Annotated in this window: 27 protein-coding genes; 10 read left to right on the top strand and 17 right to left on the bottom strand. The window is 68.4% G+C overall.

Annotated features, from left to right (window positions below):
* Positions 1–40: 40 nt before the first annotated feature.
* Together KEG38_RS55425 and KEG38_RS05685 are read right to left on the bottom strand one after the other, a co-directional pair.
* Positions 41–1,093: a Rieske 2Fe-2S domain-containing protein gene (locus KEG38_RS55425; protein ID WP_272418008.1), complete on the bottom strand. Its 1,053-nt coding sequence runs from the start codon at positions 1,091–1,093 to the stop codon at positions 41–43.
* An 18-nt stretch (positions 1,094–1,111) separates the two neighbouring features.
* Positions 1,112–1,837 (bottom strand): Rieske (2Fe-2S) protein, encoded by a 726-nt coding sequence (locus KEG38_RS05685; RefSeq protein WP_272418009.1) that lies wholly within the window; start codon positions 1,835–1,837, stop codon positions 1,112–1,114.
* Positions 1,838–1,921: 84 nt separating this feature from the next.
* On the opposite strand from KEG38_RS05685, the gene KEG38_RS05690 reads away from it, so the two are divergent.
* Positions 1,922–2,632 carry a TetR/AcrR family transcriptional regulator gene (locus KEG38_RS05690; RefSeq protein WP_272418010.1) on the top strand — a complete coding sequence of 237 codons (711 nt, stop codon included), beginning with the start codon at positions 1,922–1,924 and terminating at the stop codon, positions 2,630–2,632.
* A 4-nt stretch (positions 2,633–2,636) separates the two neighbouring features.
* On the opposite strand, the gene KEG38_RS05695 is transcribed toward KEG38_RS05690, so the two are convergent.
* From KEG38_RS05695 to KEG38_RS05705, 3 genes are read right to left on the bottom strand one after another with little or no spacing between them, the layout of a single operon-like run.
* Positions 2,637–6,119, bottom strand: a complete 3,483-nt coding sequence (locus KEG38_RS05695; RefSeq protein WP_272418011.1) for a WD40 repeat domain-containing serine/threonine-protein kinase — start codon at positions 6,117–6,119, stop codon at positions 2,637–2,639.
* Positions 6,116–6,484 carry a hypothetical protein gene (locus KEG38_RS05700; RefSeq protein ID WP_272418012.1) on the bottom strand — a complete coding sequence of 123 codons (369 nt, stop codon included), beginning with the start codon at positions 6,482–6,484 and terminating at the stop codon, positions 6,116–6,118. Before KEG38_RS05700 ends, KEG38_RS05695 begins: the two co-directional genes overlap by 4 nt.
* A 3-nt stretch (positions 6,485–6,487) precedes the next feature.
* The gene (locus tag KEG38_RS05705) at positions 6,488–6,961 is read right to left on the bottom strand and encodes a hypothetical protein (RefSeq protein ID WP_272418013.1); all 474 of its coding nucleotides are present in this window, start codon (positions 6,959–6,961) and stop codon (positions 6,488–6,490) included.
* 150 nt (positions 6,962–7,111) lie between these two features.
* On the opposite strand from KEG38_RS05705, the gene KEG38_RS05710 reads away from it, so the two are divergent.
* The 3 genes from KEG38_RS05710 to KEG38_RS05720 all read left to right on the top strand — a co-directional run bounded on the left by KEG38_RS05710 (position 7,112) and on the right by KEG38_RS05720 (position 9,242).
* A complete protein-coding gene (locus tag KEG38_RS05710; protein WP_272418014.1) occupies positions 7,112–7,423 on the top strand; it encodes a hypothetical protein in 312 nt (103 codons plus the stop codon).
* A 6-nt stretch (positions 7,424–7,429) separates the two neighbouring features.
* The gene (locus tag KEG38_RS05715; protein ID WP_272418015.1) at positions 7,430–7,924 is read left to right on the top strand and encodes an MmcQ/YjbR family DNA-binding protein; all 495 of its coding nucleotides are present in this window, start codon (positions 7,430–7,432) and stop codon (positions 7,922–7,924) included.
* Between the two features lie 148 nt (positions 7,925–8,072).
* Positions 8,073–9,242: an STAS domain-containing protein gene (locus KEG38_RS05720; protein ID WP_272418016.1), complete on the top strand. Its 1,170-nt coding sequence runs from the start codon at positions 8,073–8,075 to the stop codon at positions 9,240–9,242.
* Here the strand turns inward: KEG38_RS05720 and KEG38_RS05725 are convergent.
* Genes KEG38_RS05725 through KEG38_RS05745 form a run of 5 tightly spaced genes read right to left on the bottom strand, consistent with a single transcriptional unit; the run spans position 9,236 to position 14,411 of the window.
* Entirely contained in the window at positions 9,236–10,255 is a 1,020-nt protein-coding gene (locus KEG38_RS05725) for a DUF1152 domain-containing protein (protein WP_272418017.1), read from the bottom strand. The two genes, KEG38_RS05720 and KEG38_RS05725, sit on opposite strands and share 7 nt — an antisense overlap.
* Positions 10,256–10,308: 53 nt before the next feature.
* Positions 10,309–11,106: a succinate dehydrogenase/fumarate reductase iron-sulfur subunit gene (locus tag KEG38_RS05730; protein WP_272418018.1), complete on the bottom strand. Its 798-nt coding sequence runs from the start codon at positions 11,104–11,106 to the stop codon at positions 10,309–10,311.
* Positions 11,106–13,019: a fumarate reductase/succinate dehydrogenase flavoprotein subunit gene (locus KEG38_RS05735; protein ID WP_272418019.1), complete on the bottom strand. Its 1,914-nt coding sequence runs from the start codon at positions 13,017–13,019 to the stop codon at positions 11,106–11,108. The genes KEG38_RS05730 and KEG38_RS05735 overlap by 1 nt, the downstream gene beginning before the upstream one ends.
* Before the next feature lie 9 nt (positions 13,020–13,028).
* The gene (locus KEG38_RS05740) at positions 13,029–13,697 is read right to left on the bottom strand and encodes a succinate dehydrogenase cytochrome b subunit (RefSeq protein ID WP_272418020.1); all 669 of its coding nucleotides are present in this window, start codon (positions 13,695–13,697) and stop codon (positions 13,029–13,031) included.
* A gap of 36 nt (positions 13,698–13,733) precedes the next feature.
* Entirely contained in the window at positions 13,734–14,411 is a 678-nt protein-coding gene (locus KEG38_RS05745) for a hypothetical protein (RefSeq protein WP_272418021.1), read from the bottom strand.
* Between the two features lie 176 nt (positions 14,412–14,587).
* Between KEG38_RS05745 and KEG38_RS56390 the strand changes: the two genes are divergently transcribed.
* From KEG38_RS56390 to KEG38_RS05765, 4 genes are all read left to right on the top strand, one after another.
* Positions 14,588–15,361: an Hsp20/alpha crystallin family protein gene (locus tag KEG38_RS56390; protein WP_272418022.1), complete on the top strand. Its 774-nt coding sequence runs from the start codon at positions 14,588–14,590 to the stop codon at positions 15,359–15,361.
* Positions 15,362–15,406: 45 nt separating this feature from the next.
* A complete protein-coding gene (locus KEG38_RS05755; protein ID WP_272418023.1) occupies positions 15,407–16,309 on the top strand; it encodes an undecaprenyl-diphosphate phosphatase in 903 nt (300 codons plus the stop codon).
* The gene (locus KEG38_RS05760; protein WP_272418024.1) at positions 16,279–17,376 is read left to right on the top strand and encodes a mannose-1-phosphate guanylyltransferase; all 1,098 of its coding nucleotides are present in this window, start codon (positions 16,279–16,281) and stop codon (positions 17,374–17,376) included. The genes KEG38_RS05755 and KEG38_RS05760 overlap by 31 nt, the downstream gene beginning before the upstream one ends.
* 85 nt (positions 17,377–17,461) lie before the next feature.
* A complete protein-coding gene (locus KEG38_RS05765; RefSeq protein WP_272418025.1) occupies positions 17,462–17,866 on the top strand; it encodes a CBS domain-containing protein in 405 nt (134 codons plus the stop codon).
* Between the two features lie 97 nt (positions 17,867–17,963).
* Here the strand turns inward: KEG38_RS05765 and KEG38_RS05770 are convergent, their stop codons facing one another.
* Genes KEG38_RS05770 through gshB form a run of 4 tightly spaced genes read right to left on the bottom strand, consistent with a single transcriptional unit; the run spans position 17,964 to position 20,494 of the window.
* Positions 17,964–18,608 (bottom strand): hypothetical protein, encoded by a 645-nt coding sequence (locus tag KEG38_RS05770; RefSeq protein WP_272418026.1) that lies wholly within the window; start codon positions 18,606–18,608, stop codon positions 17,964–17,966.
* A 56-nt stretch (positions 18,609–18,664) separates the two neighbouring features.
* The gene (folK, locus tag KEG38_RS05775) at positions 18,665–19,183 is read right to left on the bottom strand and encodes a 2-amino-4-hydroxy-6-hydroxymethyldihydropteridine diphosphokinase (RefSeq protein ID WP_272418028.1); all 519 of its coding nucleotides are present in this window, start codon (positions 19,181–19,183) and stop codon (positions 18,665–18,667) included.
* On the bottom strand, positions 19,176–19,490 hold the full coding sequence (locus KEG38_RS05780; RefSeq protein WP_272418029.1) for a hypothetical protein: 315 nt from the start codon (positions 19,488–19,490) through the stop codon (positions 19,176–19,178). Before KEG38_RS05780 ends, folK begins: the two co-directional genes overlap by 8 nt.
* Positions 19,491–19,543: 53 nt before the next feature.
* Positions 19,544–20,494, bottom strand: coding sequence for a glutathione synthase (gene gshB, locus KEG38_RS05785; RefSeq protein WP_272418030.1), 951 nt, complete (start codon positions 20,492–20,494; stop codon positions 19,544–19,546).
* A 113-nt stretch (positions 20,495–20,607) separates the two neighbouring features.
* Here gshB and ggt point away from each other — a divergent pair, with 113 nt between their 5' ends.
* Positions 20,608–22,401: a gamma-glutamyltransferase gene (ggt, locus tag KEG38_RS05790; RefSeq protein WP_272418031.1), complete on the top strand. Its 1,794-nt coding sequence runs from the start codon at positions 20,608–20,610 to the stop codon at positions 22,399–22,401.
* Positions 22,402–22,508: 107 nt separating this feature from the next.
* Here ggt and KEG38_RS05795 read toward each other — a convergent pair whose 3' ends face one another.
* From KEG38_RS05795 to KEG38_RS05805, 3 genes are read right to left on the bottom strand one after another with little or no spacing between them, the layout of a single operon-like run.
* Entirely contained in the window at positions 22,509–23,375 is an 867-nt protein-coding gene (locus KEG38_RS05795) for an anti-sigma factor family protein (RefSeq protein WP_272418032.1), read from the bottom strand.
* Positions 23,372–24,076, bottom strand: coding sequence for a sigma-70 family RNA polymerase sigma factor (locus KEG38_RS05800; protein WP_272418033.1), 705 nt, complete (start codon positions 24,074–24,076; stop codon positions 23,372–23,374). The genes KEG38_RS05795 and KEG38_RS05800 overlap by 4 nt, the downstream gene beginning before the upstream one ends.
* A gap of 30 nt (positions 24,077–24,106) precedes the next feature.
* Complete coding sequence (locus KEG38_RS05805; protein WP_272418034.1) at positions 24,107–24,817, bottom strand: polyhydroxyalkanoate synthesis regulator DNA-binding domain-containing protein; 711 nt, start codon at positions 24,815–24,817, stop codon at positions 24,107–24,109.
* 102 nt (positions 24,818–24,919) lie between these two features.
* On the opposite strand from KEG38_RS05805, the gene KEG38_RS05810 reads away from it, so the two are divergent.
* Positions 24,920–25,732, top strand: a complete 813-nt coding sequence (locus tag KEG38_RS05810) for an ABC transporter ATP-binding protein (RefSeq protein WP_272418035.1) — start codon at positions 24,920–24,922, stop codon at positions 25,730–25,732.

Genomic DNA, 25,732 nt, shown 5'->3' on the forward strand with positions numbered 1-25,732 from the left:
CATTCCGGGCGCCCGGGACATGAAGAATGTGCGGCCGATGTCAGTGGACGATGGCGGCGCCGTCGGGCATGCCCGCTTCTTCGGCTTCCGGCTGGGCGGCGCCAGGCCTGCGGACGAGCCGACCCGTGGGCACGAGCGACGAGGTGGAGCCGCGCAGCTCACGGAAGTAATACTTTCGGAAAAACAGCGTCGGCGCGTCGGTCGCGACGGACGGCTCCTCGCCCGGCGGCGGCACCTCGGGCGGGTTCGACGTTTCGAGCACCTCCCGATCCTCGGCGAGGATGTTGTTGAACTTCGTGGCGATCCACGTGAGCACCTCCGAGCCGAAGAACGTCCGCGCCGAGGCGAGCATCATCTTCGTGTGACCCTCGTCGACCGGAATGCAATAGACGGCCAGGGACATCCGGCGCTTCGGATCGTCCATGATCTGGAGCTCCATCGCGTTCGGCTTGCGCCACTTCAAGAACTGCTTCTCGGCCTCCTCGTAGTCCCATTTCGAGTAAATGAGGCCGCCGAAGGGAGCGGGCTCGATGCGCATCTCGAGCGTCGTGTCCGGCCGGAGCTTTTTCCGGGCCTCGCGGCCGATGCTCTTGCGATGGATGAAAGGCAGGTGGGGCGTGTCGAGCATGTTTTCCATGGCCCGCGTCCAGTGCGTCTTCCAGATCTCCTGGGTGAAGCCGACGTGCCACCCCTTCTCGACCAGCACGGGTGGCGGCTCGGGCTCCGTGCCGGCGGGATCGGGGCCTGTGAAGATCCAGATAAGCCTCCCGACCTCGCGCACCGGCACGGCCGTCGCGCCATAACGAGCGCGTTTCTCCGGCGGGACTTGGTTCAGCGGGATCTTCGCGCAGGCGCCGTCCTTCTGGAACGCCCAGCCGTGAAAAGGACACGCGAGACAGCCGTCCTCGTCGATCTGGCCGAGCGAGAGCGCGACGCCGCGGTGCGGACATCGATCGAGGAGCGCGCCGACGCCGCCTTTTCCATCCCGGAAGAGGGCGATCGTCTCGCCGGCGACCTTCACCGAAAGCGGCTTCTTCCCGAGCTCTTTGGCCAGGATGACCGGGGTCCAGACGTTCGCGAAGCTCTCGAACACGTTTGCCTCCCGTTTTTGTTACACCATGTGTTCTAAGAAATCGCGGGTCGTTGTCAAGCCCTCGTCCGCGCCGATCGCGGCGGCCTTGGAGGCGCGCTCTCGGGCGAGGTCCGTGGCCGCGAAATACTCGGTGATCCAGGAGGTCATGTCGTCCTCGCCCGGCGCGCGCGTGGCGCAGAAGAGGACACGCGTCGTCGCTCCGGTTTCGGGGAAGCAGTAGAGCAGCGTGCGCTTTTCGGGGACGTTCGTCGGCAAAAAAAGCTCGACGCAGCCGGGCGCGCGAAACGCGAGCATGGGCTCTTCGGGCGCGCCTTGGGCCCACGTGAAGGGCAGGTTCGCCGGATCGAGCAGCGCCTCGAGCACGCGCGCAAACGGCGCGGACCAGGTCTCTCCGTGGACCACGAGAGGCCGCACCGGATCGATCGCAGGCAACGCCGGACCCTCGGCCGGGGTCTCGCGGCCCGTGAAGATCCAGATGAGCCCGAGGGCCTCGCGCGCGGGCAGGCGAGCCTCCAGCGTGATCACCTCGGGCGGCGAAGACGACGAACGATCGAGACATGCGCCAGGATCTCCGCGCCCGTCGCGGAAGAGCAAGATCGGCTCCCCGGCGACCCGCACGCGCCGGATCTCGTCGCGCAGATCCCACGCGGGCAAGACCGGCGTCCAGACGTTCGCGAAGCCCTCGAACATGGAAGCCTCCGTTTTGTAGAACGCAAGAGTTACGAAAAATTCGAGCGTCGTCAAGGCGGTCGAGCCGGGCCCGCGAGAGGGGGGCCGCGCCCGACGCTTGAACTGGAGGATGGATGTTCTAGAGTACCGAACGAAGGTATGGGCAGGCCCGCAGGTTCACGCAATCCGGACTTCGAGGCGACACGCGCGTCGCTCGTCGCGGCCGTGCAAAAGCGGCTCTCGGAGCCCGACGGCCCACGAGCGAGCTTCCGCGAAATGGCGGCGTCCGCGGGGGTGAGCGTGGCGACGCTGCGTCATTATTTCGGCTCGCGCGAGGGCGTGGTCTCGGCGGTGCTCTCGCTGTGGCACGAGCGCGGGCAGCGGTACTTGCTGGAGGTCGCGACGGGCCCGCTCCTGCCCGTGCGCGCGTCGCTGCGGGGGTTTTTGTTTTATCTGGAGCTCGGCTTCCGGAACGGCGTCGGGGAGGTGCACGCGATCGGCCTCGCCTGCGGCCTGCGGGAGCCCACGCTCGGCCCGAAATACCTCTGCGAGGTGCTCGATCCGACGCTCGAATGCGTGGAGGCGCGCCTCGCGCGGCACATGGCGCGGGGCGAGCTCCGCACGGGGGACGTGCGGCAGATGGCCCTCGCGCTGGTCGCGCCGCCCTTCGTCGTCCTCCTGCATCAAGGCTCGCTCGGCGGGGCGAAGACACGCCCGCTGGAATGGGACAAATTCGCCGACGAGCACATCGACGCATTCCTGCGCGCTTACGGTACGGGCCACGAGGCGCCGCCCGAGCCGGGCGCCGAAGCCTCGTTCGGCGGCGGGCCGCCGCGAAAACGGCCACGCGGCGGGCAAAACGAGGCCTGAACGATCAGCGTTTGTCCGGGTGAAGGCCGAGCGACGTGACCGTCTCCGGCGTCGCGGTCTCGACGAAGGCGCGGATGCTCGTCGCTTCCATGGGCAGATCGTCCATCCAGCGCCGCACGGTCCGGTCTTTTCCGGCCGTGACGAGGGATCGGCCTCCCTCGGCGAACGTCACGGCGAAGACGTGGCCCTCGTGCCCTTCGAGCAGCCGGCTCTCGCCCGCTTCGAGGTCCCATGACCGCACGACGCCGTCCGCGCCCGCCGCCGCGAGCCGGCTGCCCTCGGGCGAGACGTCGAGCCCCGCGACGACGCCTCGACATCCTCGCAGGACGTCGAGCAATCGGCCGTCGGACGTGCTCCACAGTTTTACGTTGGCCTCGCCGCCGAGCGTCGCGAATCGTTTGCCGTCCGGGAAAAACACGAGCCGCGTGAGCCCTGTCCCTGCCGCGTCGAGGACGTGGCGCGCGGCGCCTGTGGTCACGTCCCAGAGCCGCACGGAATGGTCCATGCCGCCCGACGCGAGCAGACCTCCGTCCGGGGAAAACACGAGCACGTGCACCGCGTCGTGGTGGCCGGCGAGAATCGTTTCTCGGCCCGTGGCGACCTCACGCAAGACGACCCGCCCATCGGCGAACGAATACGCGATGCGTGCGCCGTCCGGGGAAAACGCAAGCGCTGTCGCGGCCGCCGAATGCCGCGCGAGGATCTGCCCCTCGCCGCCCTTCGCGGGAAACATTCGAATGGCCCCGTCCTCGCCCGCGGAGACGATGCGCGCGCCGTCCGGCGAAAACAGGACGACATTCGCCGCGCCGGCGTGGGCCTCGAACGAGAGCGCCGCGCCCTGCGTGCTGAAGACACGCACGCGTCCGTCCGCGCCCGCGGAGGCGATCGCCGCGCCGTCGCGGGAAAACGCGACGCCCCGCACCTCGCCCGCGTGCTGGCCCAGCGTCCGCGTCGTCCCGTCCGCGAGGTTCGTCCAGACGACCGCCCCGTCGGCGCTGCCCGAGGCGACACACGTCCCGTCGGGCGAGACGGCGATCACGCCCGCCTCGCGCTCGTGCACGGCCACGACGCGGTCGCGGAGGGCTTCGAGCGAATAGACGCGCAGGCTGTTGTCGTAACTCGCGACGAGCGCGCGCTTGCCGTCGCGGGAAAAGTCGACATCCGACAAGGAATCGTTCGGGCCGCGGAACACCCGCGACGTCCCGGAGGCCACGTCCCAGAGGCGCGCGGTCTGGTCCGCGGAGCCGGTCAACAAGTGCTTGCCGTCCGGCGACAGGGCGAGCGTGTAAATCGTCCCCTCGTGCCCCTTCAGCACGCGCGCTTCCCCCGTGCGGACGTCCCAGATGCGCACGGCGCGGTCGTTGCCCGCGGAGACGAAGCGCGAGCCGTCCGGGAGAAACACGATCGCGCGCACCATGGCGGTGTGGCCTTCGAGCCGCTTCGATTCACCCGTCGAGACGTCCCACAATCGAACGTCTCCTTTCCGGTCGCCCGTAGCCACGAGGGCTCCATCGGGCGAGAATGCGATGGCCTGCGTCTCCTGCGCCTCGCCCTCGAAGCGGCGCTCCGACCCGGTGTCGGCGTCGTAAAGAACGAGCGAACCTGCCCCCACGAACGCGAGGGTGCGCCCGTCCGGCGAAATGACGAGCTGTCGCTCCGTGCCGCTTGCAGACCAGGCACGCTTGCACTCCCTCGCAGCGAGGTCCCACACGCATACGGATCCATCACGACCCCGGGAGGCGAGGCGCCGCCCGTCCGGGAAGAATTGAATCGCGCCGAGCGGCGCCGCGTGTCCCGCGAGGACCGTGGTTTCGCTCGTCTGCATGCTCCAGAGCCGGACCGTGGTGTCCTTGCTGCGGCTGGCGAGCCAGGAGCCATCGGGAGAGAAGGCCGCGTCCCAGACCTCGTCGGTATGTCCTTCGAGCACGCGTGCCTTTGCCGTCGTCACGTCCCAGAGCCGGAGCGTCCGGTCGTCGCTCGCCGTGGCCACGAACCGGCCATCCGGCGAAAAGGCCCCGCGATTGATGCCCGCCATATGGCCCCGGAGGAGCAGCGGGACGCCTCTCGAAATCGCGTCCGCCGCCACGAGCCGCTCGCGCCGATGCCCGCGGAACGACGCCGAGAGGGTCTTGAGCCAGGCGAGCGCTGCGAGCGGATCGCGCGAGGCCGCCGTGCGCGCCTCGACGAGCGTGAGCGTATCGGCGCGCTCCGATTCCCGCCGCTCGGCCTCCGCGGCCCTGTCGCGCTCGCGCCGCGCCTCGTCGCGCGCGTCGAGGACGCGTCCGACCGCGAGCGCGCCCGTGACCGCGAGCGCGAGGGCCGCGGCAAAGGCCATGAGCAACGTCGCGCGATGGCGCCGGCCGAACCGCAGGAGCCGCTCGCGTGCCGAGTAATGGTGTGCCCGGACAATCTGCCCCGTCTGGAAGCAGCGCAAGTCCGCGGCGAGCTCGCCGGCCGTCCGGTATCGGTCGGCCTTGGACCGTGCCATGGCCTTTTGCACGATCGTCACGAGATCACGCGGCACGCCTGGCTGGAGCTTTTCGATGGGCGCCGGCGGCTCGCGCAGCACGCGCCGGACGATATCCATCGGGTAGTTGCCCTCGTAGGAGGGTTTGCCCGCGAGCAGGTGGTACAGAATCGCGCCGATCGCATACACGTCGGCGCGCTCGTCCACGCTGCGCCCCGCGGCCTGCTCGGGCGGCATGTACGCGGGCGTGCCCATGACCACGCCGAGCACGGTGAGCGCCATCGATCCCGACGAGGACGGCGAAGACAATCTCTTCGACGGCAGCTTCGACGAAGGTGGCGGCTCGGAGGATTCCTCGTCGAGATCCTTCGCGAGGCCCCAATCGATGACCACGGTCTCGCCGAACGGACCGAGCAAGATGTTTTGCGGCTTGAGGTCGCGATGAATGACGCGCTCGTTATGCGCATACGCCATCGCCTCGGCGACCGCGAGCACGTGGGGGAGCAGGGCGAGGCGTTGATCGAGCGTGCTCGCCTCCGCGATGAAGTGGTCGAGCGAGCGGCCGGAGACGAGCTTCATCGCGAAAAACGGCTCGCCCGAGGGCCAGACGCCTGCCTCGTAGAGCGGCACGATCGAGGGGTGCTGCAGGCGCGCCGTGATCCGCGCCTCGCGGATGAACCGCTCCTCGGCCTGCGGGTCGCGCGTGATGAGCTCCTTCAGCGCGACGGGGCGATCGAGGTGCGTGTCGTGCGCCCGCAGGATCCGACCGATGCCGCCCTTCGCGACCTCCGATTCCACCGCATACGTCTCCGGATCGACCACGCGCATGCGCCGCATGGCCGCGCTCTCCTCGGCATTCTCGTCCTCGCCGTCGTCCTTGCCGGTGCGGGCGATGAGCGTGTTCATCGGGGGCGCGGGCAGCGTCGCCTCGCCGAGCGTGCCGGGCCGAACGCCTCTCCCCTCCGCGGGATCGAGCGTCGCGGCCTCGAGCGGGGAGGGGAGCGTGCGTCCGGCGGTCACGGCCAATCGAAGAGCGCGCGGCTCGCAAAACCCAGGGTGACGCTCGCCATGTTCGCGGCGAACGCCCACCCGAGTGTTTTTTTCTTACCGATGAAACGAAAATACCCCGCCTCGGCGGTCACGGCGAACGTCTCGGCGATGACCACCATGATCCAGTATCGCGGGACAGCCGAGATCCATAACGAGGGATGAGGCGCGAACACGGCGAGGTAGATGCGCTCCCAGAGGTTCGGAATGACGAACCAGACGATCGGGTGCGTCAGCGCGCTCGCGCCAAATGCCTCGTACACGCGGACGCGGAGCCCATAGACGTAGATGGGGATCTCGACGACCTGCGTGAAGACGAATGCCCAGAACCAGTCCACCCCTCACCCCGCGGGCTGCGCGCGGCGTTTCACTCGGTAGAGGGCGAGCGCGGCCAGGGCGACGGTGATCACGAGCGGCGCCCCTTCGTTCGAGCTCCCGACGGCCGACACGGAGCAGCCCTTTTTCTCGGCCACGGACACGGTCGCGGCGGACGGCGTCGGGCTCGGGGTCTTTGCCTCGGTCGGCTGCGGGGTCTGGGTCTTCGTGTCGGCCGGCTGCGTGGCCGGAGCTTTGGCGCCCGCCAAGCAGCGGAGTAGCTCGCGACCTCGCAAGTCTTTCACGCCGGTGCACGTGCCGGCGGCGCCCGCGGGATCGGCGCATGCATCGCCGGACTTCTTGTTGTAACAGCTCTCTTCGAGCGGCCCGACCTCGTCCGCGGCCGCTGAGGCGGGGCCGACGAGCGCGGCGATCGCGAGGAGGACGCCGGAAAGCCGACGCGAGAAGGAGGGTTTGTCGTGGGAAATGGGGGCGCGCATCAAGCACACCTCGCTCCTTCGCCCGGCGAAGTCAAGGGCGACGGGCGCGTCAAGGTGCGGCGGGGGCGGGGTGGCGGCGTCCGGGGCCGGATCGAGCGCGTGATTCTACCCCTCGACATCCGGCGGGAGGGGGCGGCAGAATGGCGGTCCATGTCTCGATGGGTCGCTTGCGCCGCGCTCGTCCTCGGCCTTGCTTCGGGTCCGCTCGCGCGCGCTGGCGAGCCGGAGAACGTCGCCGTCGTGACGGGCGCGGCGACCGAGGAGGTGAAGGCGACGGTTGACGGCAAACCGCTCGCGCTCGGGACCGGCATGGCCACGCGCCCCGTACGCGACGGGAAGGAGGACGCCCGCCGTTCGGTCTCGGCCTTGGCCGCGCGCGGGCCTCTGCCCGCGACCGACGCGAAGACCGCCAAACCATTGCCTTCCACGACGACGAAAAAGATGCGTGACCTCGGGTACTGAGGGACCATGGCGAGCACGAAAGCCAGCACGACGAAATTGACGAAAACCACCAAAAAGGCGGCCGCGAAGACGGCCAAAACGACGGCGAAGAAGGCCGCTCCCCCGGCGAAAAAGGCGGTCCGTGGGGCGAGCAAGATGGAGGGACCCGGCGGGATACTCGATCGGTTCCGCGCCATTTGCATGAGTTTTCCCGAGGCGACCGAGGTCGAGGCCTGGGGACATCCGACGTTCCGGGTGCGCGATAAAATCTTCGCGGGGATCGGCGGGGAGAACGGCGTGTGGTCGTTCGGGGTGAAGACCACGTTCGAGATGCAAGCCGGGCTCGTGGCCACCGATCCGCGATTCACGATCGCGAAATACGTGGGCAAGCACGGGTGGGTCGACGTGCGACTCGATGAGCAGGACGATGATCCGCTCGACTGGAACGAGGTGCGGGCCCTCGTCGCGGGGAGCTACAAAATGATCGCCCCGAAAGCCCTCGCCGCACGCGTGGACGACTGAGCCGCGCCGCCTCCCCACGTCACATCGTTGACGTATCCGCGGGAAATTCCTTCCGAGGTGTAATCGATTTTGCAGATTTCCCGCTCGACGCTGCCACGAGCGACGTGATAGTCCATTCGTTGGACTGCATAGGTTCGTGGAGAGTGTAATGGATTCGGCTTGGTTCCAGCATTGCCCTGGTATCCTCGTGGCCACGAGCCAGGAGGGCGCGATTTCCGGCTTCAATCCTGAGGCCGAGCGTGTCCTTGGAGCTGAGCGCGTGCGAGGCGGATCCTTGTTCGAGTCCCTTCACCCCGATTACAGGGACACGGTCGCGTCGGCGTGGGCGACGATGAGCGAGGGCGAAGACTGGAATGCCCTCTGCCAAATGCGTGACGCCGAGGGGCTCTATCGCTCGTTCTCCTTGCACGCGCGGCGTGCGCCGGGTCGCTCCGAGATCTACGTCACCATTGTCCCGACGCCGCGCGTCTCCTCGGGTCGGCTCGCCGTGCCGCCTGCCGAAGACCTCGCATTGCTGCCCCCGACCGCGCCCGAGCGTGTCCTTCGCGCGATCCTCGATAGCCTGGATCTATCGGCATACGTGATCGATCAAGAGGGCACGTACCTGCTGCATGACGGCAAAGGATGCAGGACCGGTGGCAACGAGCCCGGGACGCTCATCGGACAGAACCTCTTCGAGCTTTACAAGGACGTGACCGATGGAGTGGCCGCCATCCGTCGCGCGCTCGAGGGAGAGTTCATCAATTCAACGAATGATGCCCTCGACATCCTGTGGGAGAGCTGGTTCGTCCCGATACGCAACAAGGAGGGCGAGACCACGCACATGCTGGGCCTGACGCTCGCCAAGAGGGACATGCGAAAAGCAATGCTCGAGCTCCGGGCGAAGATGGAGCTCATCGAGCGGCAAGAGGAGGTCATCCGGAACCTGGAGACACCCGTGATTCAGGTCTGGGAGAACGTGGTCACGCTCCCGATGATGGGCGTCGTCGATAGCCGGCGCGTGGCGCGCGTGATGGATGACCTGCTTTCGGCCGTGGTGCGCACGTCGGCGCGGTTCGCGATCCTCGATCTGACCGGCGTCGATATGGTCGACACGATGACGGCGAGCCACCTCTTCAGCCTCATTCGCGCGATCCGGCTGCTCGGCGCGGAGGGCATCGTCACGGGGATCCGGCCAACGGTGGCGCAGACGATGGTGACGCTCGGGCTCGATCTGTCGAGCCTGACGACCTGCGCGAACCTGCGGGAGGGGCTAAGGCTCTGCATTCGGCGGATGGCAGACGAGACGCGTGTTCGTCGGGCCGAACCGGCTCAATAACCGACCATGTCCTCCTGCCGCGGCAGGTTCTCCACCTCGCGCGGGCCCTCCGCGAGCAAGGTGCGGCCGCGGCGGAGCGCGAGGTGGCAATCCCGCACTGTGGTGCAATCGCGGATCCAGCCGACGATTTTCGACCGGCCCGCCACGACCTCGACGTCGAACGCCCAGACCATGGCCATGAGCGGCCAGACGAAGAAGCGGCCGGGGCTCACCCGGCTGCGCAGGGCCGGCGGGACTTCTTCGCCGCCGAAATGGCCCTCGGCCGCAGAGAGAATGAATCCGGTGAGCGCCGAGCGGAACGTCTGGTTCGCATAGACGTGCTCGATGCAGCGTTTGTAAAAGCGATACCCGGGGCTCGTCGGTTCGAGGCTCACGGCGCCGAGGAACCCGCCCGCCTCGGTGAGCTCGGCGATGGCGCGCAAGCTGGCGGCGTCCGAGACGCCATTGAAGCGGTCAGCGCCGAGGCCGATCGAGCAGAGCAGCTTGAGCTTCACGCCTTCGAGCGAGGCGACTGCGCCGACGGAAACCGCGTCCTCGATCGGATCGCCGAGCCCCTCTTCGTCGCCGCGCATCAGCGAATCCGAGCCGCCGTCGACGAGGACCACCGCGTCGACGGCGTGCCGGCGGACGAGCTCGGCATAAAAAGCGCGGAGGGCGGGCACGGTGAAGGCCCGTGCATAATAAGCGTAGACGAAATGCGGCGCGCCCTCGGGGCGCTCTTGATCGAGGAAGCTCGCGAGGTGCACCTCGGGGCCGTAATCGGGCGGGGGGCTCGAATGCCCGAGGACCCGCTTGACGACGGCGCCGGTCTCGGCCGTGTACACGACGGGCGCGTCGTCGATGCGCTCGGGCTCCCCGAACGAATAACTACCGAGGATCACGCGCTTGCCGAGGCGCTCGAGCTCGGGCAGGAGCGTCGCGCCTTGCAAGAAATCGAAGCCTCCCCCGCAGCCGCAGAGGAGGACGGTCTCGATGGCGGGGTCGGCGAGGCGCGCGAGGAAGGTCGGGAGCATGGCGCGGTGCCGAGGTTACCACGGCGGCGGTCGAGGCGCGTAGCGCGAGCGCGTCAGCGGCGTCGTTTCGGCGTGCCGGGCTCGATGTGCCTTGGTTGCGCGCGTCCCTCGCCGCGGAGCCGGGCCGCGAGGTAGTCGTGGTTCATTTGCGTGATGACCTGGAGGGGGATGCTTTTCGGGCATGCGGTCTCGCATTCACCCGCGAATGTGCAATGGCCGAATCCCTCGACCGCCGCGGCCCGGACCATGCGCAGCGCGCGCCGCCCTCGCTCGGGCTGGCCCTCCGGGAGTTTTCCGAGGTGCGTGATCTTGGCGCCCGTGAAGAGCGCGGCCGAGGTATTCGGGCAAGCCGCGATGCAGGCGCCGCACGCGATGCACGCCGCGGCATCCATGGCTTGCTCGGCAAGGTCCTTGGGGATCGTCGAGGTGTTCGCCTCCGGCGCATTGCCCGTGTTCACCGTAACGTAACCACCCGCGGCGATGATTCGATCGAGCGCGCTGCGGTTGATGACGAGGTCCTTGATGAGAGGAAATGCTTTCGCCCGGAAAGGCTCGATCCAGAGCGTCTCTCCATCGCGGAAGTTGCGGAGATAGACCTGGCACGCGGCCGCGCCCTGGAGCGGGCCGTGCGCGAGGCCGTTGACCATGAATCCGCAGGTGCCGCAAATGCCTTCGCGGCAATCGCTGTCGAATGCGATCGGTTCCTCGCCGTTTTGCACGAGGCCCTCGTTGACGACGTCGAGCAGCTCGAGCAGCGACATGTCGGGCGAGGCCTCCGCGGTCTCGTACCGGACGAACCGGCCGGGCTCCTCGGGGCTTCGCTGACGCCAGACCTCGAGCGCGATCCGCATCACTTGTAGCTCCTTTGCATGGGCGGGGCCGCCTCGAAGACGAGCGGCTCCTTGTGCAGGACGTGGGGTCCACCCTCGCCGCGCCATTCCCATGCGGCGACGTAGCCGAAATGCTCGTCGTCGCGCAGGGCCTCGCCGTCCGGCGTCTGGTACTCCTCTCGGAAATGGCCGCCGCAGGACTCCTCGCGGCGGAGGGCGTCGCGGCAGATGAGCTCGGCGAGCTCGAAATAATCGGCAACACGGCCGGCGGTTTCGAGCTCCCGGTTCAAGGATTCGCCCTGGCCGGGGATGAGGATTTCCCGGTAAAACCTCTCGCGCATCTCGGGGATCTGGGCGAGTGCGCTTTCGAGGCCTGCGCGGTTCCGCGACATGCCGCATTGGTCCCAGAGCAGCTTGCCGAGCTCGCGGTGGAACGAGGCGGCGGTGCGCTTGCCGTGCACCGAGAGCAGCCGTTCGATGCGGGATGCCGTATCCTTGCGCGCCTCTCCGAACGCGGGGTGAGAATCGTCGATGGACGGCGGCTTCGCGCGCGCGAGGTAGCTGCCGACGGCGAGCGGCGCGATGAAATAGCCGTCCGCGAGGCCCTGCATGAGCGCACTCGCGCCGAGCCGGTTTGCCCCGTGGTCGGAGAAGTTCGCCTCGCCGATGACGAAGAGGCCGTCGATCGTGCTCATGAGATCATAATCGACCCAGAGGCCGCCCATCGTGTAATGAATGGCCGGGTAGATGCGCATCGGGGTGCGGTAGGGGTCCTCGCCGGTGATTTCGGCGTACATGGCGAAGAGGTTTCCATACCGCTCGCCGATGACGCTCGCGCCGAGGCGGCGAATGGCGTCCGCGAAATCGAGGTAGACGCCGAGGCCGCTCTTGCCGACGCCGCGGCCCTCGTCGCAAACAGCCTTGGCCGCGCGGGAGGCGACGTCGCGCGGCGTGAGGTTTCCATAACTCGGGTAGCGGCGCTCGAGGTAATAGTCGCGCTCGGCCTCGGGGATCTGCTCGGGCGTTCGTTCGTCCCCGGCGCGGAGCGGGACCCAGATGCGGCCGTCGTTGCGGAGCGATTCGCTCATGAGCGTGAGCTTCGATTGGTGCTCGCCGCTGACGGGGATGCACGTGGGGTGGATCTGCGTGAAGCAGGGGTTTGCGAAGTACGCGCCGCGGCGATGGGCGCGCCAGATCGCGGTCGCATTCGAGTTGCGCGCGTACGTCGAGAGGTAATAGGCATTGCCGTACCCGCCCGTGGCGAGGACGACGGCGTCGGCGACGAACGTGCGGATCTCGCCGGTCACGAGGTCACGCGCGACGATGCCGCGGGCTTTGCCGTTGGCGACGACGAGGTCGAGCATCTCCGTGCGCGGCGAGATGCGCACCGTGCCCGCCTGGACCTGGCGGAGCAGGGCCTGGTAGGCGCCGAGGAGGAGCTGCTGGCCCGTCTGGCCGCGCGCATAAAACGTGCGGGAGACCTGGGCGCCGCCGAAGGAGCGGTTCGCGAGTTTTCCGCCGTATTCACGGGCGAACGGGACGCCCTGCGCGACGCATTGATCGATGATGCGCAGGCTCACCTCGGCGAGTCGGTAGACGTTGCCCTCGCGGGCCCGGTAATCGCCGCCCTTGATCGTGTCCTGGAAGAGGCGCTGCACGCTGTCGCCGTCGTTCTGGTAGTTTTTCGCGGCATTGATGCCACCCTGGGCCGCGATGCTGTGCGCGCGGCGGGGGCTGTCGTGGAAGAAGACGCATTCGACGCGGTAGCCGAGCTCGCCGAGCGTGGCGGCGCACGAGGCGCCCGCGAGGCCCGTGCCGACGACGAGCACACGGTATTTGCGGCGGTTCGCCGGGCTCACGAGCGCGTATTCGAGCTTGCGGCGCTCCCATTTCTGCGGAAGAGGACCGCCGGGGATCTTGCCGTCGAGGTGCATGAATTTCCCCTACCGCCCCCTCGTGAAAGAGAGCGCGAGCGCGGTGATCGGAATGGCGGCGAGGCCCAGGGCGACGATCAGCGCGAGGACGACGGACAGCCGCCGGAGCGCGCGCAGCCGGTCACGCTGCAGGGTGAGCCCCAGCGATTGCGTCATCGCGAGCACGCCGTGCGAGACGTGCAAGCCGAGCGCGATCATGCTGACCACGTAAATCACCGTGGGCACGACCGAGGCGAACGCGACCGAGACATTGGAATACACGCGCCCTGGGGCGTACGCGGGGTGCGCGAGACCGAGGGTCAAATGGAGGACGTGATAGACGACGAAGCCGAGGAGGATGAGGCCGGTCCAGAGCATCGAGCGCGCGCCGAGGCTGCTCGCCGCGCGTTCGTAGCGGCCATACGAGATCGGACGCGCGACCTGCTTGCGCATGTAGAGGTCGAGCGCGACGACCACGTGTACGCCGAACGACGCGAAGAGGACGGCGCGGGCCGACCAGAGCAGGGCGGCATTTTGGTGGAGGAGAGCGCCATACGCGTCGAGCGCCTCGGGGCCGGCGAAATAAAGCAGGTTGCCCGCGAGGTGCAGGACGACGTACACCGTGAGCACGATCCCGCTCACCGCCATGAGCGCCTTTTTGGCGACGCTCGTCGTTCCGAATTCCACGCTCGTCGCCATTGCGGGCCCTCCTCCCTGTACGACGATCCGGAGTTCTCAGCGGGGATATCCGTAGTAATAAACGCGCGGCTGCGCAGGGCCTCGCTGGATGACCACCGAGCGTGGATAAAAGAACGGATCGTACCACCAGTACGGATACGCCCCACCGCCCCAGCCATAACCATACCCGTACGTCACCGTGGACGGGGGAGGCTCGATGGTGCGCCGCTCGAACGGGGTCCGCTGCGTGACGACACGATCGTCGGTGTGCACGCGCCAGACGATGTCGAATTGCGGCAGGTCGCGGGCGCCCCGGAGCGACTCCGGGAGCGGGAAGTAGGCGTCGATCGTCGTCGATTCGCCGCGCGGGACCACGACGACGGGCATCCCCTCGTGGGTCGCATTCGCGAGCGCAGGCGCGGTCTCACCCGCCATGTCGGCGAACTGCACGCGGAGCTCGCGTGTATCGACGGTCCACGGTTCGGTGCCGTCCTCGTTCGCCACGACGAAGCGGACGTGCAGCGCGCGGACCGGTTTCTCGTCCTCGGAGAGGCGCACGTCCGTCACGCCAAACGAGCTCACCCGCACGTCCCCTTTGCCAGAGCCCGGCGGGATGTCGTACCGCGCCGCGGGATATCCTGATACCGACGCGTTGGCTTGTTCGGCGGGCTGATAATAATACGAGCTGCCGCATCCGGTCACGGCGAGCGCGAGGGCGAGGAGCAAACGGCGCATGTCCTCCGATCCGTGCAACCTTCATGCGCAGGGGGAGCGCGACCGTCCTTCCAGGACGCCCGTTCGCGGGCCCTCCGAGGCGGACTCCTCCGTGGCACTGTGCAATCGTCACCGTGCCCGCCTTGCGCACGGAACGTGCATGAAGTGCAAAGTCAATCGAATAGGAGGGGGTCATCATGGCTGGATTCATGCGCAGACGAGAAGGCCGAGAAGGACAGGGGCAATCGCGCGAGATGACGCAGGCAGGCGCCCGGGAGCCGGGTCGGGAGCAGCGGCTCGCGACCGTGGATCCGTTCCGCGCGCTCGGTTACGGAGATCCATTCCGGCGCATGCGCGAGATGCTCTCCTGGGATCCGTTCGCCGAAATGGAGTCCTTCCTGCCGCAAGGCCGGGCCTTCATGCCCGACATGGAGGTGCGCGAGACGAAGGATGGATACATGATCCGCGCGGATCTGCCGGGGCTGAAGGAGGACGACGTCTCGATCGACGTCTCCGGCCGGCGGCTCACGATCAGCGGCAGGCGCGAGGAGGAGCAGCGCGACGAGGGCGACCGATACTGGGCCTACGAGCGCTCGTACGGGAGTTTTACCCGGTCGTTCACGCTGCCCGAGGGGATCGATCCGGAGCGGATCGAAGCAAACCTGAACAGCGGCGTGCTGGAGGTGGTCATCCCGAAATCGAAGGCAGAAGAGCCGAAGCGCATCAGCGTGAAGCGGGGTGAAGGCCGCGCAGAGGAGCAAGCCGTGCAATCGGGCGTGCGTCCGCAAACCTCGGCGAGCGGCGCGTCGGGCACGGGCGCGAGCACGACCGCGGGACAAACATCCGCGACAGGCACGACAGGCGCGACGAGCACGGCTGGCGGGACGCACGGGACCTCGCAAGCCACGACGGGCGCGGGAAGCAGTGAACAGGGCATGACGCAGGGCGGCTCACGGGAGAAGGCGGCCTAGCAGCCCGATTTACAAGGGCGCCGCGGCGCTGCTATCACTGCCCGCGTGCTGCCGCTCGCGGAAGTCGTGCTGCTCGCCGGGATTCAGGGCCTCGCCGAGGCGCTGCCGATCTCGCGTTCGGGGCACGACGCAGTCGCCCGCCTCTGGCTCGATCCGGGGCGAAGCGCCGCGGCGCTCGAGTCGATCCTGCACGTCGCGACGGCCTCCGCGTTGCTCGTCGGCGCCCGGCGGAGCCTCGTCGCCGCGGTCTCCGAGGGCCTCAGGGCTGTCGCGCGTCCTTCGCTCGTGCGTTCGTCGCCGGGCGCGCACGACGCGGCCGTGCTCGTGGTCGCGGCGGGCACGAGCTTGCTCGCGCGCGCGCTCGCGGCGCCCTACGTCGAGCTCTGGAGCGGCGCGCCGATCGCGGTGGGCTTCGGCCTCGTCTGGACGGGGCTCGTCGTGGCCACGATGAGCCTCGCCCCGGCCGGGCGCGAGGAGGCGCCGCCGCTCTCGCTCGCCGCGCTGCTTGGCCTCGTGCACGGGACGGGCGCACTGCCCGGCGGCTCGGACGTGGGCGCGGCGCTCGTGATCACGATGTGGATGGGCACGAAGCCCGAGCGCGCGCTCGATCTTGCGTTCGCGCTCACGGGCATCACGCTGCTTGCGTCGTTCGTCTCGGGCCTGTTCGGGATGCCGGAGGTCCCGGAGATGGGCGCGCCGGCGATCGGCTTCGGCCTTTTGACGGCTTTCCTCGGCGCGACGGTCGCGATCGGCCTCGCGCGCAGCTTGCTCGAAAAACACGCCCTTGCGCGGCTTGCGTTCTGGATCCTCCCCTTGGGCTTCGCCACGGTCTCGTACGGCCGTTCGTTCGGCGAGGTTTCGGCAGGGGAGGCACCGGCGTCGCCCGTGATGGCCGTTATGTCCATGGATGACAAACCATGCAATCCGCTCCTTCCGTCTACGCCCTGATCCTCGCCGGCGGCGCCGGCACGCGTTTCTGGCCGGCCTCGCGCGCCGCGCGGCCGAAGCAGCTCTTGCCCCTCGTCGGGAAGTCTCCGCTCATCCGGCAGACGGCGGAGCGGATCACGCCGCTCGTCGGCTGGGATCGGCTCTTCGTGGCGACGGGCAAGCACCTCGTGGAGCAGACGGCCGAGGCATTGCCGGAATTGCTCGCCGAGAACACGCTCGTCGAGCCCGCCGCGCGGAACACGGCGCCTTGCATTGGTTGGGCCGCATTTCACATTGCCCGGACGAACCCCGACGCGGTGCTGATGGTCCTGCCGAGTGATCACCACGTGCGCGACGTCCCGGGTTTTCGGCGTGCGCTCGAGCGCGCCGTGGCGTCGGCCGCGAGCGGGACGATCACGACGATCGGAATCAAGCCCACGCACCCGGAGACGGGGTATGGGTACATCGAGGTCGAAGGAGAAGCGCGCGGCGTCGAGGCGCTTCTGGCGAAACGATTCGTTGAGAAGCCGGACGCGGCGCGCGCGGAAAGCTTTGTGGCCGGCGGCAAGCATCTCTGGAATGCGGGGATGTTCTTTTTCCGGGTACGCGACATGGTGGAGGCGATCCGCGCGCACATGCCCGCCCTCGCCGAGGGGCTCGACGCGATCGACCGCGCCGCCGAGGAGGGCGAGGAGCAAGCCGCGCTCGAACGAATCTTCCCGACATTGCCGTCGATCAGCATCGATCACGGCGTGATGGACCACGTCGACCATTTCGCCGTCGTCCCCGGCGATTTCGGCTGGAGCGACGTGGGGAGTTTTCAGACGGCATTCGATCTCGCCGAGAAGGACGCGCAGCAGAATGCGGCGCCCCCGAGCGCGCTGTTCGTCGACGCGCGGCGGAACCTGGTGCTCGATCTGCGCGCCGGGGCCGAGGAGGGCAAACGCGTGATTGCGCTCGTCGGCGTGGAGGATCTCGTGGTGGTGGAGACCGACGACGCTTTGCTCGTGGTGCCGCGGGCGCGGGCGCAGGACGTGAAAGAGGTGGTCGCGGCGCTCAAGGCGCGCGGACGAACCCGCCTCGTTTGATACGGAAGTCCGTTCCGCTCATGTGGGGACGGACGCTCGCGAGGGGTGGACAGGCCGGTCGCGAGGCTCCATTCTTCCCCCGGCCATGAAGGGACACGCGCGCCACATCATGACGCATCACGCCGACGCCGTCTCGCTCGGGACGCCGCTCGAGGAGATCGCACGGCTGCTCGTGGACGCGCGGATCGGCGGCGTCCCGGTCGTCGACGAGCACGAGCGCGTGGTCGGATTCGTGAGCGAGACGGATCTGATGGCGACGCTCTTGCAAGGGCAGACGCCCGGCGCCGCGGCGCGCGACGTGATGAGCCACCCGCCGATCGTCGTGGACGAGTTCGCCACGACGGACGAGGTGATGACCATTCTCCGCACGGGCCAGATTCACCATTTGCCGGTGGTGCGGAGCGGACGGCTCGTCGGGATCATCACCCCGCTCGACGTGCTCAGGTATTTCGTGGAAAAAGTGATGCCGCCCGAGCCCGAAGTGGGCTGACGGTCAGCAGGTTGTCGAGAAACGCCGCGAGCGCCCTGGAGCTAGGGAGGACGACGACCGACGATCCAGGGCGTGCAGCAAGTTTATCGACAATCTGCTAGAGATTGAAGAATTGCGCGCAGCAGCTCGTGTCGACGCCGCAGCCCTGGGCGTCGGTGTTCGTGCAGGTGCCGACGACCATGTCGCCCTGCGTGCACGTACACGTCGTCATTCCGCCGCCGGCGGGGGTATCGCAGACCGTCGAATAAACAACGCCCTTGCAGGTGGTGTCGCAGCCGCAGCTCGTCGCGCCATCCGGCCCGCCGCTCTCGAAGCATCCGCTGTCGACGCAACCGTTCGCCTCCTGGCAGGCCTCCACGGCTTCCGCCTCGTCGTTGCACTCGGGCGGCGGGTCGTCCGGACAGTCCTTCGCGGCGGGGATGTAACACGCGAAGAGCGTGCCCACTTCGTCCTCGCATTCGGCGCCGGCGTCGGCGAAAACCTTATCGCAGAACTCGCTGCAATTGTCGATCTCCATGCCGCAGTTGTTGACCTCGCCGATGTGGCAGAAATCCATGCAAGCCTGCTTGGCGTCGCCCGGCGATGCGCCGCCGCTACCGCCCGCGCCGCCGCTGCCGCCCGCGCCGCCGCTGCCGGCCGAGCCGCCCTGCCCGTTATTCGTGACGTCGCCGCCACACGCCGCGAGGGTTTGCGCGGCACCCAAAAGGAAAAGCCCAACCAAGGAAAGACGAAGCATTCGCATGCCGCGACGATACCCGGTCCGCGTGGCTATGTCGAGGACGCTTCCGTGCGCGTGCCTTATGCGCGCGTGATCGGGAGGTGCGCCGCAGGTAACTCATCGTAACGTTTGCCTGTGCGCGGATGCGCCGCGTCCGGGGCGACGTCGAGCAGCGGGCGGAGCGCAAAGACGCGGCCTTCGAGGCGCGGATGCGGGACTTCGAGGCCGGGCTCGTCGATGCATTCACCCTCGATCCAGAGGATGTCGATGTCGATCGTGCGCGGCCCCCAGCGGACGGGATCCGGCCTTACGCGGCCGAGCGCGCGCTCGATCGCCTGCGTCCGTGCGAGGACGTCACGCGCCGGCAAAGCCGTGGAGACGAGGACGGCGCCATTCAAATAATCCCCCTGGGGCGGCCCGCCGGCCGGCGGCGTGACGTAGAGCGGCGAGCAGTCGACCACGACAAACCCCGGCGTGGCGCCGAGCTCGGCGATGGCGCGCTCGATCGTGGCGGCACGGTCGCCGAGGTTCGAGCCGAGGGCGAGGGCGATGCGCCGGGCTTGCTGCATGCGTGTCGTGTAGGGCGCGGGCTCAGTCATGAGGATCGGTGGAGCGGCGGCCGTTCGCGACGCGGCGGCCTTCGGGGCGGGGCGGGAAGGCGCGTCGATCCTCGCCCCAGCGGCGCGGAATGGGCGACCTGCGTTCGACGCCGCTGCCCGTGCGTACGGTGACGCCGACGAAGAGCGCGCGGAGCTCTTCGAACGTCTCCGGGCGCGCGGCGACGACGGTGGCCGCGTGGTTGCGGCAGAGGTGGAGTGTGCGTCCCTCGACGTAAACGCGGACGAGCGAGGTCGTCGCCGAGGCCTCGGCGGCGCAGACGGCGCAAGCGTGGGCGGGCGGGGCCATGCGCGAACCCTCGTCGAGAGGGGCCGCGCGGGCCAAGTTTTTGCGGGTCGAAATCAACGCGAGCGGGCGGTCTTTTCGGCCCACTCGATGACGCTGGCCGCCTGGTCCTTGCCGGTGAAGCGGCTGAGCTCCTGGATGCCGGTCGGGCTCGTGACGTTCACCTCGGTGAGGTGCTCGCCGATGACGTCGAGGCCAACGAAGTAGAGGCCGTCAGCCTTGAGGCGCGCGCCGACGGAGCGGACGAGCTCGCGCTCGCGCGGCGTGAGGTCGGTCGGGACGACGCGGCCGCCGACGTGGATGTTCGAGCGGATCTCGTCGCCGCGCGGCACGCGCAGGATCGCGCCGAGGGGTTCGCCGTCGAGCAGGAGGATGCGTTTGTCGCCCTCGGACACAGCCGGGAGAAACTCCTGCACCATCGCGAGCCGCTGTCCTTCGCCGGTGAGCATGTCGGCGATGGCGCGGGCGTTCTTGTCGTCCGAGCGGAGCATCATGACGCCCCAGCCGCCGGCGCCGTCGAGCGGCTTGATGACGGCGCTTCCGCCGACGTCGCGGACGAAGTCGTGGATCATGTCGCGATCGGCCGTGACGAGGGTCTTCGGCGTCCACTCGGAGAAGCCGAGTGCGTAGAGTTTTTCGTTCGCGTCGCGAAGGCCCCGCGGGTCGTTGACGATGAGCGTTTTGCCGCGCGCGGGTTCGAGCATGAGCGTCGCGTAGAGGTAGGCCTGGTCGAAGGGCGGGTCCTTGCGGATGAAGACGGCCTCGACGTCGTGCAGCGGCAGGCGCTGCGCGCCTTCGTCCCGACGGAGCGTGATGTACGGCGGATCGGAGAGGATCTCGACACGGTGCGCCGTGGCAAACGGAAATCCCTGCGAGACGTAGAGGTCCTGCGGCAAGCAGTGGAAGCTCTGATGACCTCGCGCCTGCGCCGCGCGGATGAACGCGAAGGTGGTGTCCTTGTCGTGCGTCACGCGGGTCAGGGGGTCCATCACGAACACGAAGCGCATGGTTTGGCTCTCCCGTCGGGGATCGAATGCTCTCTCCGGCCACGGTTGATCCCCGCGGCACGGCCGGGGCATCCTAGCGCACGCGCGGGGCGCCCGCGCAGAGGAGCTACTTCATGCGAACTCTCCGTGCCCTCTCGACGGCATCGTTTGCCGCCGCCCTCGCGCTGCTCGTCGCCCTGCCCGGTTCGGGCTGCAGCGCACCGGCCGCACGCTCGCCGGACGAGGCCACGGCGAAGGCCCCGCCGCCCGCGCCCACGCCCGCCGCGCCCGCCGCGAACCTGATCCCCCAAGGCTCCGCGCAAGCGCCCGCGCCGGCCGCGCCCGCGGCGAAGGCGAAGCACAAGTACGCCGTGGCGACGGAGAACGCGACGGCGTCGGCGATCGCGATGGACGTGCTCGCCCGCGGCGGGAGCGCGGTCGACGCGGCGATCGCGGGGGCTTTCGCGATCGGCGTGGTGCATCCGGTGTCGAGCGGGATCGGGGGCGGCGGGTTCGCGACGGTGTACGACGCGAAAACGAAGGAGATCCGGATCCTCGATTTCCGGGAGACCGCGCCGCAGGACCTCGTGCCGACGGAGCTCGCGAAGCGGCCGGTGCCCGAGGACAAACGCGGCGTGATGACGGGCGTGCCGGGGGAAGTCGCGGGCATCGCGGAGCTGCATGCGCGCTGGGGCAAGCTCGCGATGACGGATCTCGTGCGCGGCGCGGCGGACGCGGCGGAGAAGGGTTTTCCCGTGAGCGCGCACATGGTGCGGGCGCTCAAGTGGAACGAGAAGTGGCTGCTTTCGACGCCGCGGTACGGGCTCTTCGCGAAGGCCGGCGCGATCGTGCCGGTGGGCGAGATGGTGAAGAACCCGGCGCTCGCCGCGACGCTGCGGAAGATCGCGGCCGAGGGGAAGAAGGCGTTTTACGAAGGGTCGATCGCGGCCGACATCCTTTCGACGGCGCGCGCCGGCAAGTGCCGCATGACGAAGAAGGATCTCGAGGAGTACAAGGTGCTCGAGCGAGAGCCGCTGCGCACGCAGTGGGAAGGCTACGAGGTCGTCACGATGCCGCCGCCCTCGGCGGGTGGGGTGATGATGCTCGAGACGCTCCACATGCACTCGAAGGCGGATCTCGCGGCGCTCGGGCACAACACGGGCGCGTACACGCACCTGCTCGCCGAGACGATGCGCGGCGCGGTGGCGGATCGCGTGCGGCTGCTCGGCGATCCGAAATTCGTGAAGATGGATCTGGCGAAGATCGTGAGCCCCGAGCGGATGAAGGCGCGGCGCGCGAAGATCTCGATGACGTCGACGACGAAGGCCGAGAACTTCCCCGTGAACGACGCGGGCACGACGCACATCGTGACGGTGGACGCGGAGGGGAACGTCGCGTCGATCACGACGACGGTGAACAACATGTTCGGCGCGCAGCTCGCGACGGAAGCCGGGTTCTTGCTGAACGACGAGCTCGGGGACTTCACGGCCGAGCGCGTGGAGAAGCTGTTCGGCATGTCGAACGGGCCGAACTATCCACGCGGCGGCGCGCGGCCGGCCTCGAGCATGACGCCGACGATCGTGCTGAAGGATGGAAAGCCCGTGCTCGCGCTCGGCGGGTCGGGCGGGACGCGCATCGCGACGGGGACGACGCAGGTGCTCCTGTCGCACCTCGTGTTCGGGATGCCGGTGGACAAGGCCGTGGCCGCGCCGCGCTTCGAGACGCCGCCGACGGGCGGGCTGTTCATCGACGCGGCGATCGGGACCGAGGTGCTGCAAGACCTGGAGAAGCGCGGCGAGGTCGTGGACACGAGCAAGCCGAACTTCTCTGCGGTGCAGGCCGTGTCGATCGCGGAGGGCCCGGACGGCGCGCGGGCGCTTCTGGTCGGCGCCGATCCGCGCAAGGGCGGCGCCGGGCTCGTGCAGTAGGGAAGGTTTGTCGGGGAGGAAGAGGGGTTTGCCGGGTTTGTCCCCGCGAACCCCTCGTGGGGGTTTGGGGGCGTAGCTCGGCTTGTCCGAGCGTAGCCCCCAAGCGGTTATTGCTGCGTGGCGGCGAGGACGAGCTGCGCGCTGCGTTCGTCGTCGAAGTCCGTCGCGAGCGCGTAACCGACGCCGCTCTTCTCGACCGCAGCGACCGAGTAGCCGCGGAGTTTGCCCACGTAGACGGGACGCTCGCGCACGACGCGCGGCTCGAGCCGCGTCACGCGCATCATCGGCACGGCGCGCGGATCGAAGACGTACACCGTGACGCGGTGTTTGCCCTCGACGGTGTATTGCAGGAGCGCGGCGCGTTGATCACGCATCGCGTGCACGCGCGCGCCGTTGAAGCTCGCCACGAACGGCTGGAACGCAGGCCGACGAACGGGCACGCCGACGAGCGGATCAAAACGGACGAGCTCCTCGGGGTTCGTCGTCTCGGGCGGCAAGGGATGCGCGTGAAGCGCGACGAGATCGTCGAGCAGCGAGTCCATGCCAGCCGCAGCCATCTCCGTCGTCGCGCCGCTTCGCGCGAGCTCCGGCGTGACCGCCACGTCCTTCTGGTTCTTCGCGGCCGCCACCGTGAGCGCGACACCGGCCGCAGCCGCGAGCGTCGCAGCGTATTTCCAGCTCACGAGCTTCGCGGAATGGACCTCGCGATCGGCGTCCTTCACGCGGCGCTTCTCGGCGAGCATCGCGGCGTGGAGGCGCGCGCGCATCGCGTCGGGGACACGCTTTTCAGCCGTGCGCTTCATGCTCGCGCGCATCGCGCGAAGGAACGTGACGCGCTCGGAGCACGTGCCGCAATGAAGGACGTGCGCCTCCATGTCGACCGCGTGTCCTGGATCGAGTTCTCCGTCCACGTACGCCGACATGCAACGCGCGAACAACGAGCACTCGTCGGTCATCACCTTGAGCCCATTCATACCGCAGCACTCCGCTTCCGCTTCCGGTACGCCGCGAGGTCCGTCGGAGCCTGGTCGGCCTTGTTCGAGGACCCCTCGCTCACGATGCCCATGGCGACCGCATGGTCGCGCAACGTCTTCTGCAAGAGCTTCCGGCCGCGATGCAGCCGCGACATCACCGTTCCGATCGGCGTGCCCATCGCCTCGGCGATCTCCTTGTAGGAGAGCTCTTCGATGTCGGAGAGCACGACAGCGACGCGGAACTCCGGCGGCAGATCGTCGAGCGCGCGCTGGACCTCGGCCTCGACGAGCGGTGCGAGGGCCGCCGTCTCGGGATCCCGCATGCCACGCATCGTCGTCGCGCCGATCCATCCGTCGGTCAGCGACTCGACGTCCGGACCTTCGAGGATGTCGCGCTCGAGTCCGCCGCGGCGGTAGCGGTTGATGAAGGTGTTCGTGAGGATGCGAAGGAGCCAGGCCTTGAGGTTCGTGCCCGGCTCGAACTGGTCGCGGGCGCGCATGGCCTTCACGACCGTGTCCTGGACGAGATCCTCGGCCTCGGTCGTGCTTCGCGTCATGCGGCAGCTCACCGCATAAAGCGTGTCGAGGTGGCCAAGCAGCTCCACCTCGAACGTGTCGAGCCCCGACGTACCGTCCCCAGCGCCGGAGATGCTCAGGTCCTGGGCGACCGAAGCTGGCTTTTTACTGAAGAAAAACGCCATCGCGGTCTCCCAACAGGAGCCCCCCTCGGACTATTCCTCGGCCGAGGTCTCTGGTTGCGCAGGCGTCTCGGACGTGTTGCCTGGATCACCGCCGAGCTTGCGGACGAGGGCTTCGAGCTCCTCGACGCGCTGCGAAAGGCGCTGGACGTCGGTCTGGAGGTCGCGGAAGAGGCCAACGCCGGGCAGGATGTGGCGGATCCGCTCGTCCACGGCGTGTTGCCACTGGTCGAGGGTCTGCTTCGAGCTCTCGACGATCTCGGACAAACGCCCCTTCGCGCCCTGGGCGGCGGCGGGTTTGTCCGCCTCGGCCGGAGCGGCCGCGACAGGCGCGGGCGGCGGCTGCGTGGGCGGTTTCTCCGCGGGGGCGGCCGGCGCCGCTTCCGCGGGGGCGTCTTCTTGTCCGCCGCCCGGGATGAGCCGACCGATCGGGCCTTCGCGGAGCGTGTTGAGCAGGCGCTCGCCGCGCTCCTGGATCAGATCACGCAGCGTCCCGAGAGGCACGCTGCGCGGCTGGGACTTGAGGTCCTCCGAGATGATGAGCGCCAGCGTGACCTCGGTTTTATCCTCCTTGGTCGCGTTGTCGATGATCTGGACCTCTTCGCCGGCACGGACCATCTCCCCGATCTGCTGGAGGGTCACGTAGCGGCTGTCCTTCGTATCGTACAACTTACGGTTGGAGTACCGCTTGATGACGCGTCGCGGCGTCGCACTGGCCCCCGAGGTCTCCTTCACCGTATCCATGATCTCCCCTTCGCGCTGCGATCGAATTGGACCACCTGTAACGCATATGTGCAAGGTGATGACAGCGTGAATCGTCCGAGGGCCTGAAATGTCGCGGTTGCCATGAATGCCATCGAACTATCCGGGGTCTCGGTTCGCTACGCGGCAGGAGGCGTGGCGCTCGAGAACATCGACCTTTCCGTGCGGAAAGGCGAGATTTGCGCGGTCCTCGGGCCGAACGGCGCCGGAAAGTCGACGCTCGTGAAGGTGATCTCGGGCGCGCTCCCGCCCCAGCGTGGCGAGGTACAGGTGCTCGGCGAGTCCCTCGCGCGCATGGAGCGTAGGGAGATCGCGAAGAGGATCGCGCTCGTGCCGCAGTCGTCGGAGCCGGTGGTGGGCTTTTCGGTGCGCGAGATCGTGATGATGGGGCGCGCGCCGTACCAGGGCGCATGGATGCGCGCGTCGAAGCACGATGAAGAGGCGGTGGAGAGGGCGATCGCCGCGTGCGAGCTCGAAACGCTCGCGGATCGGCGCGTGTCAGAGCTGTCGGGCGGCGAGCAGCAGAGGGTCGCGATCGCGCGGGCGCTCGCGCAGGAGGCGCCGGTGCTCTTGCTCGACGAGGCGACGGCGCACCTCGATGTGCGGCACTTCCTCGCGTTGTCGGAGCTCGTGTGGCGCGAGGTGCGGGAGCGTGGGCTCGCGTGCCTGATGGTGCTGCACGATCTGAACGCGGCGGCGCAGTACGCGGATCGGATCGCGCTCTTGAAGGCGGGGAGGCTCGTGGCGCACGGGTCGATCGAGGAGGTGATGACGTACCGGCGCCTCAAAGAGGTGTTCGAGGTGGAGCTCTTCGTGGGGGTGAACGAGCTCGACCACGCCCGGTATTTCCTGCCGGTTCGCCCTCAACTTGGCCCTTTGCCGCGGCGCGATGGATAA

Source organism: Polyangium jinanense (genome assembly GCF_028435265.1).
Taxonomy (GTDB): Bacteria; Myxococcota_A; Polyangia; order Polyangiales; family Polyangiaceae; genus Polyangium; species Polyangium jinanense.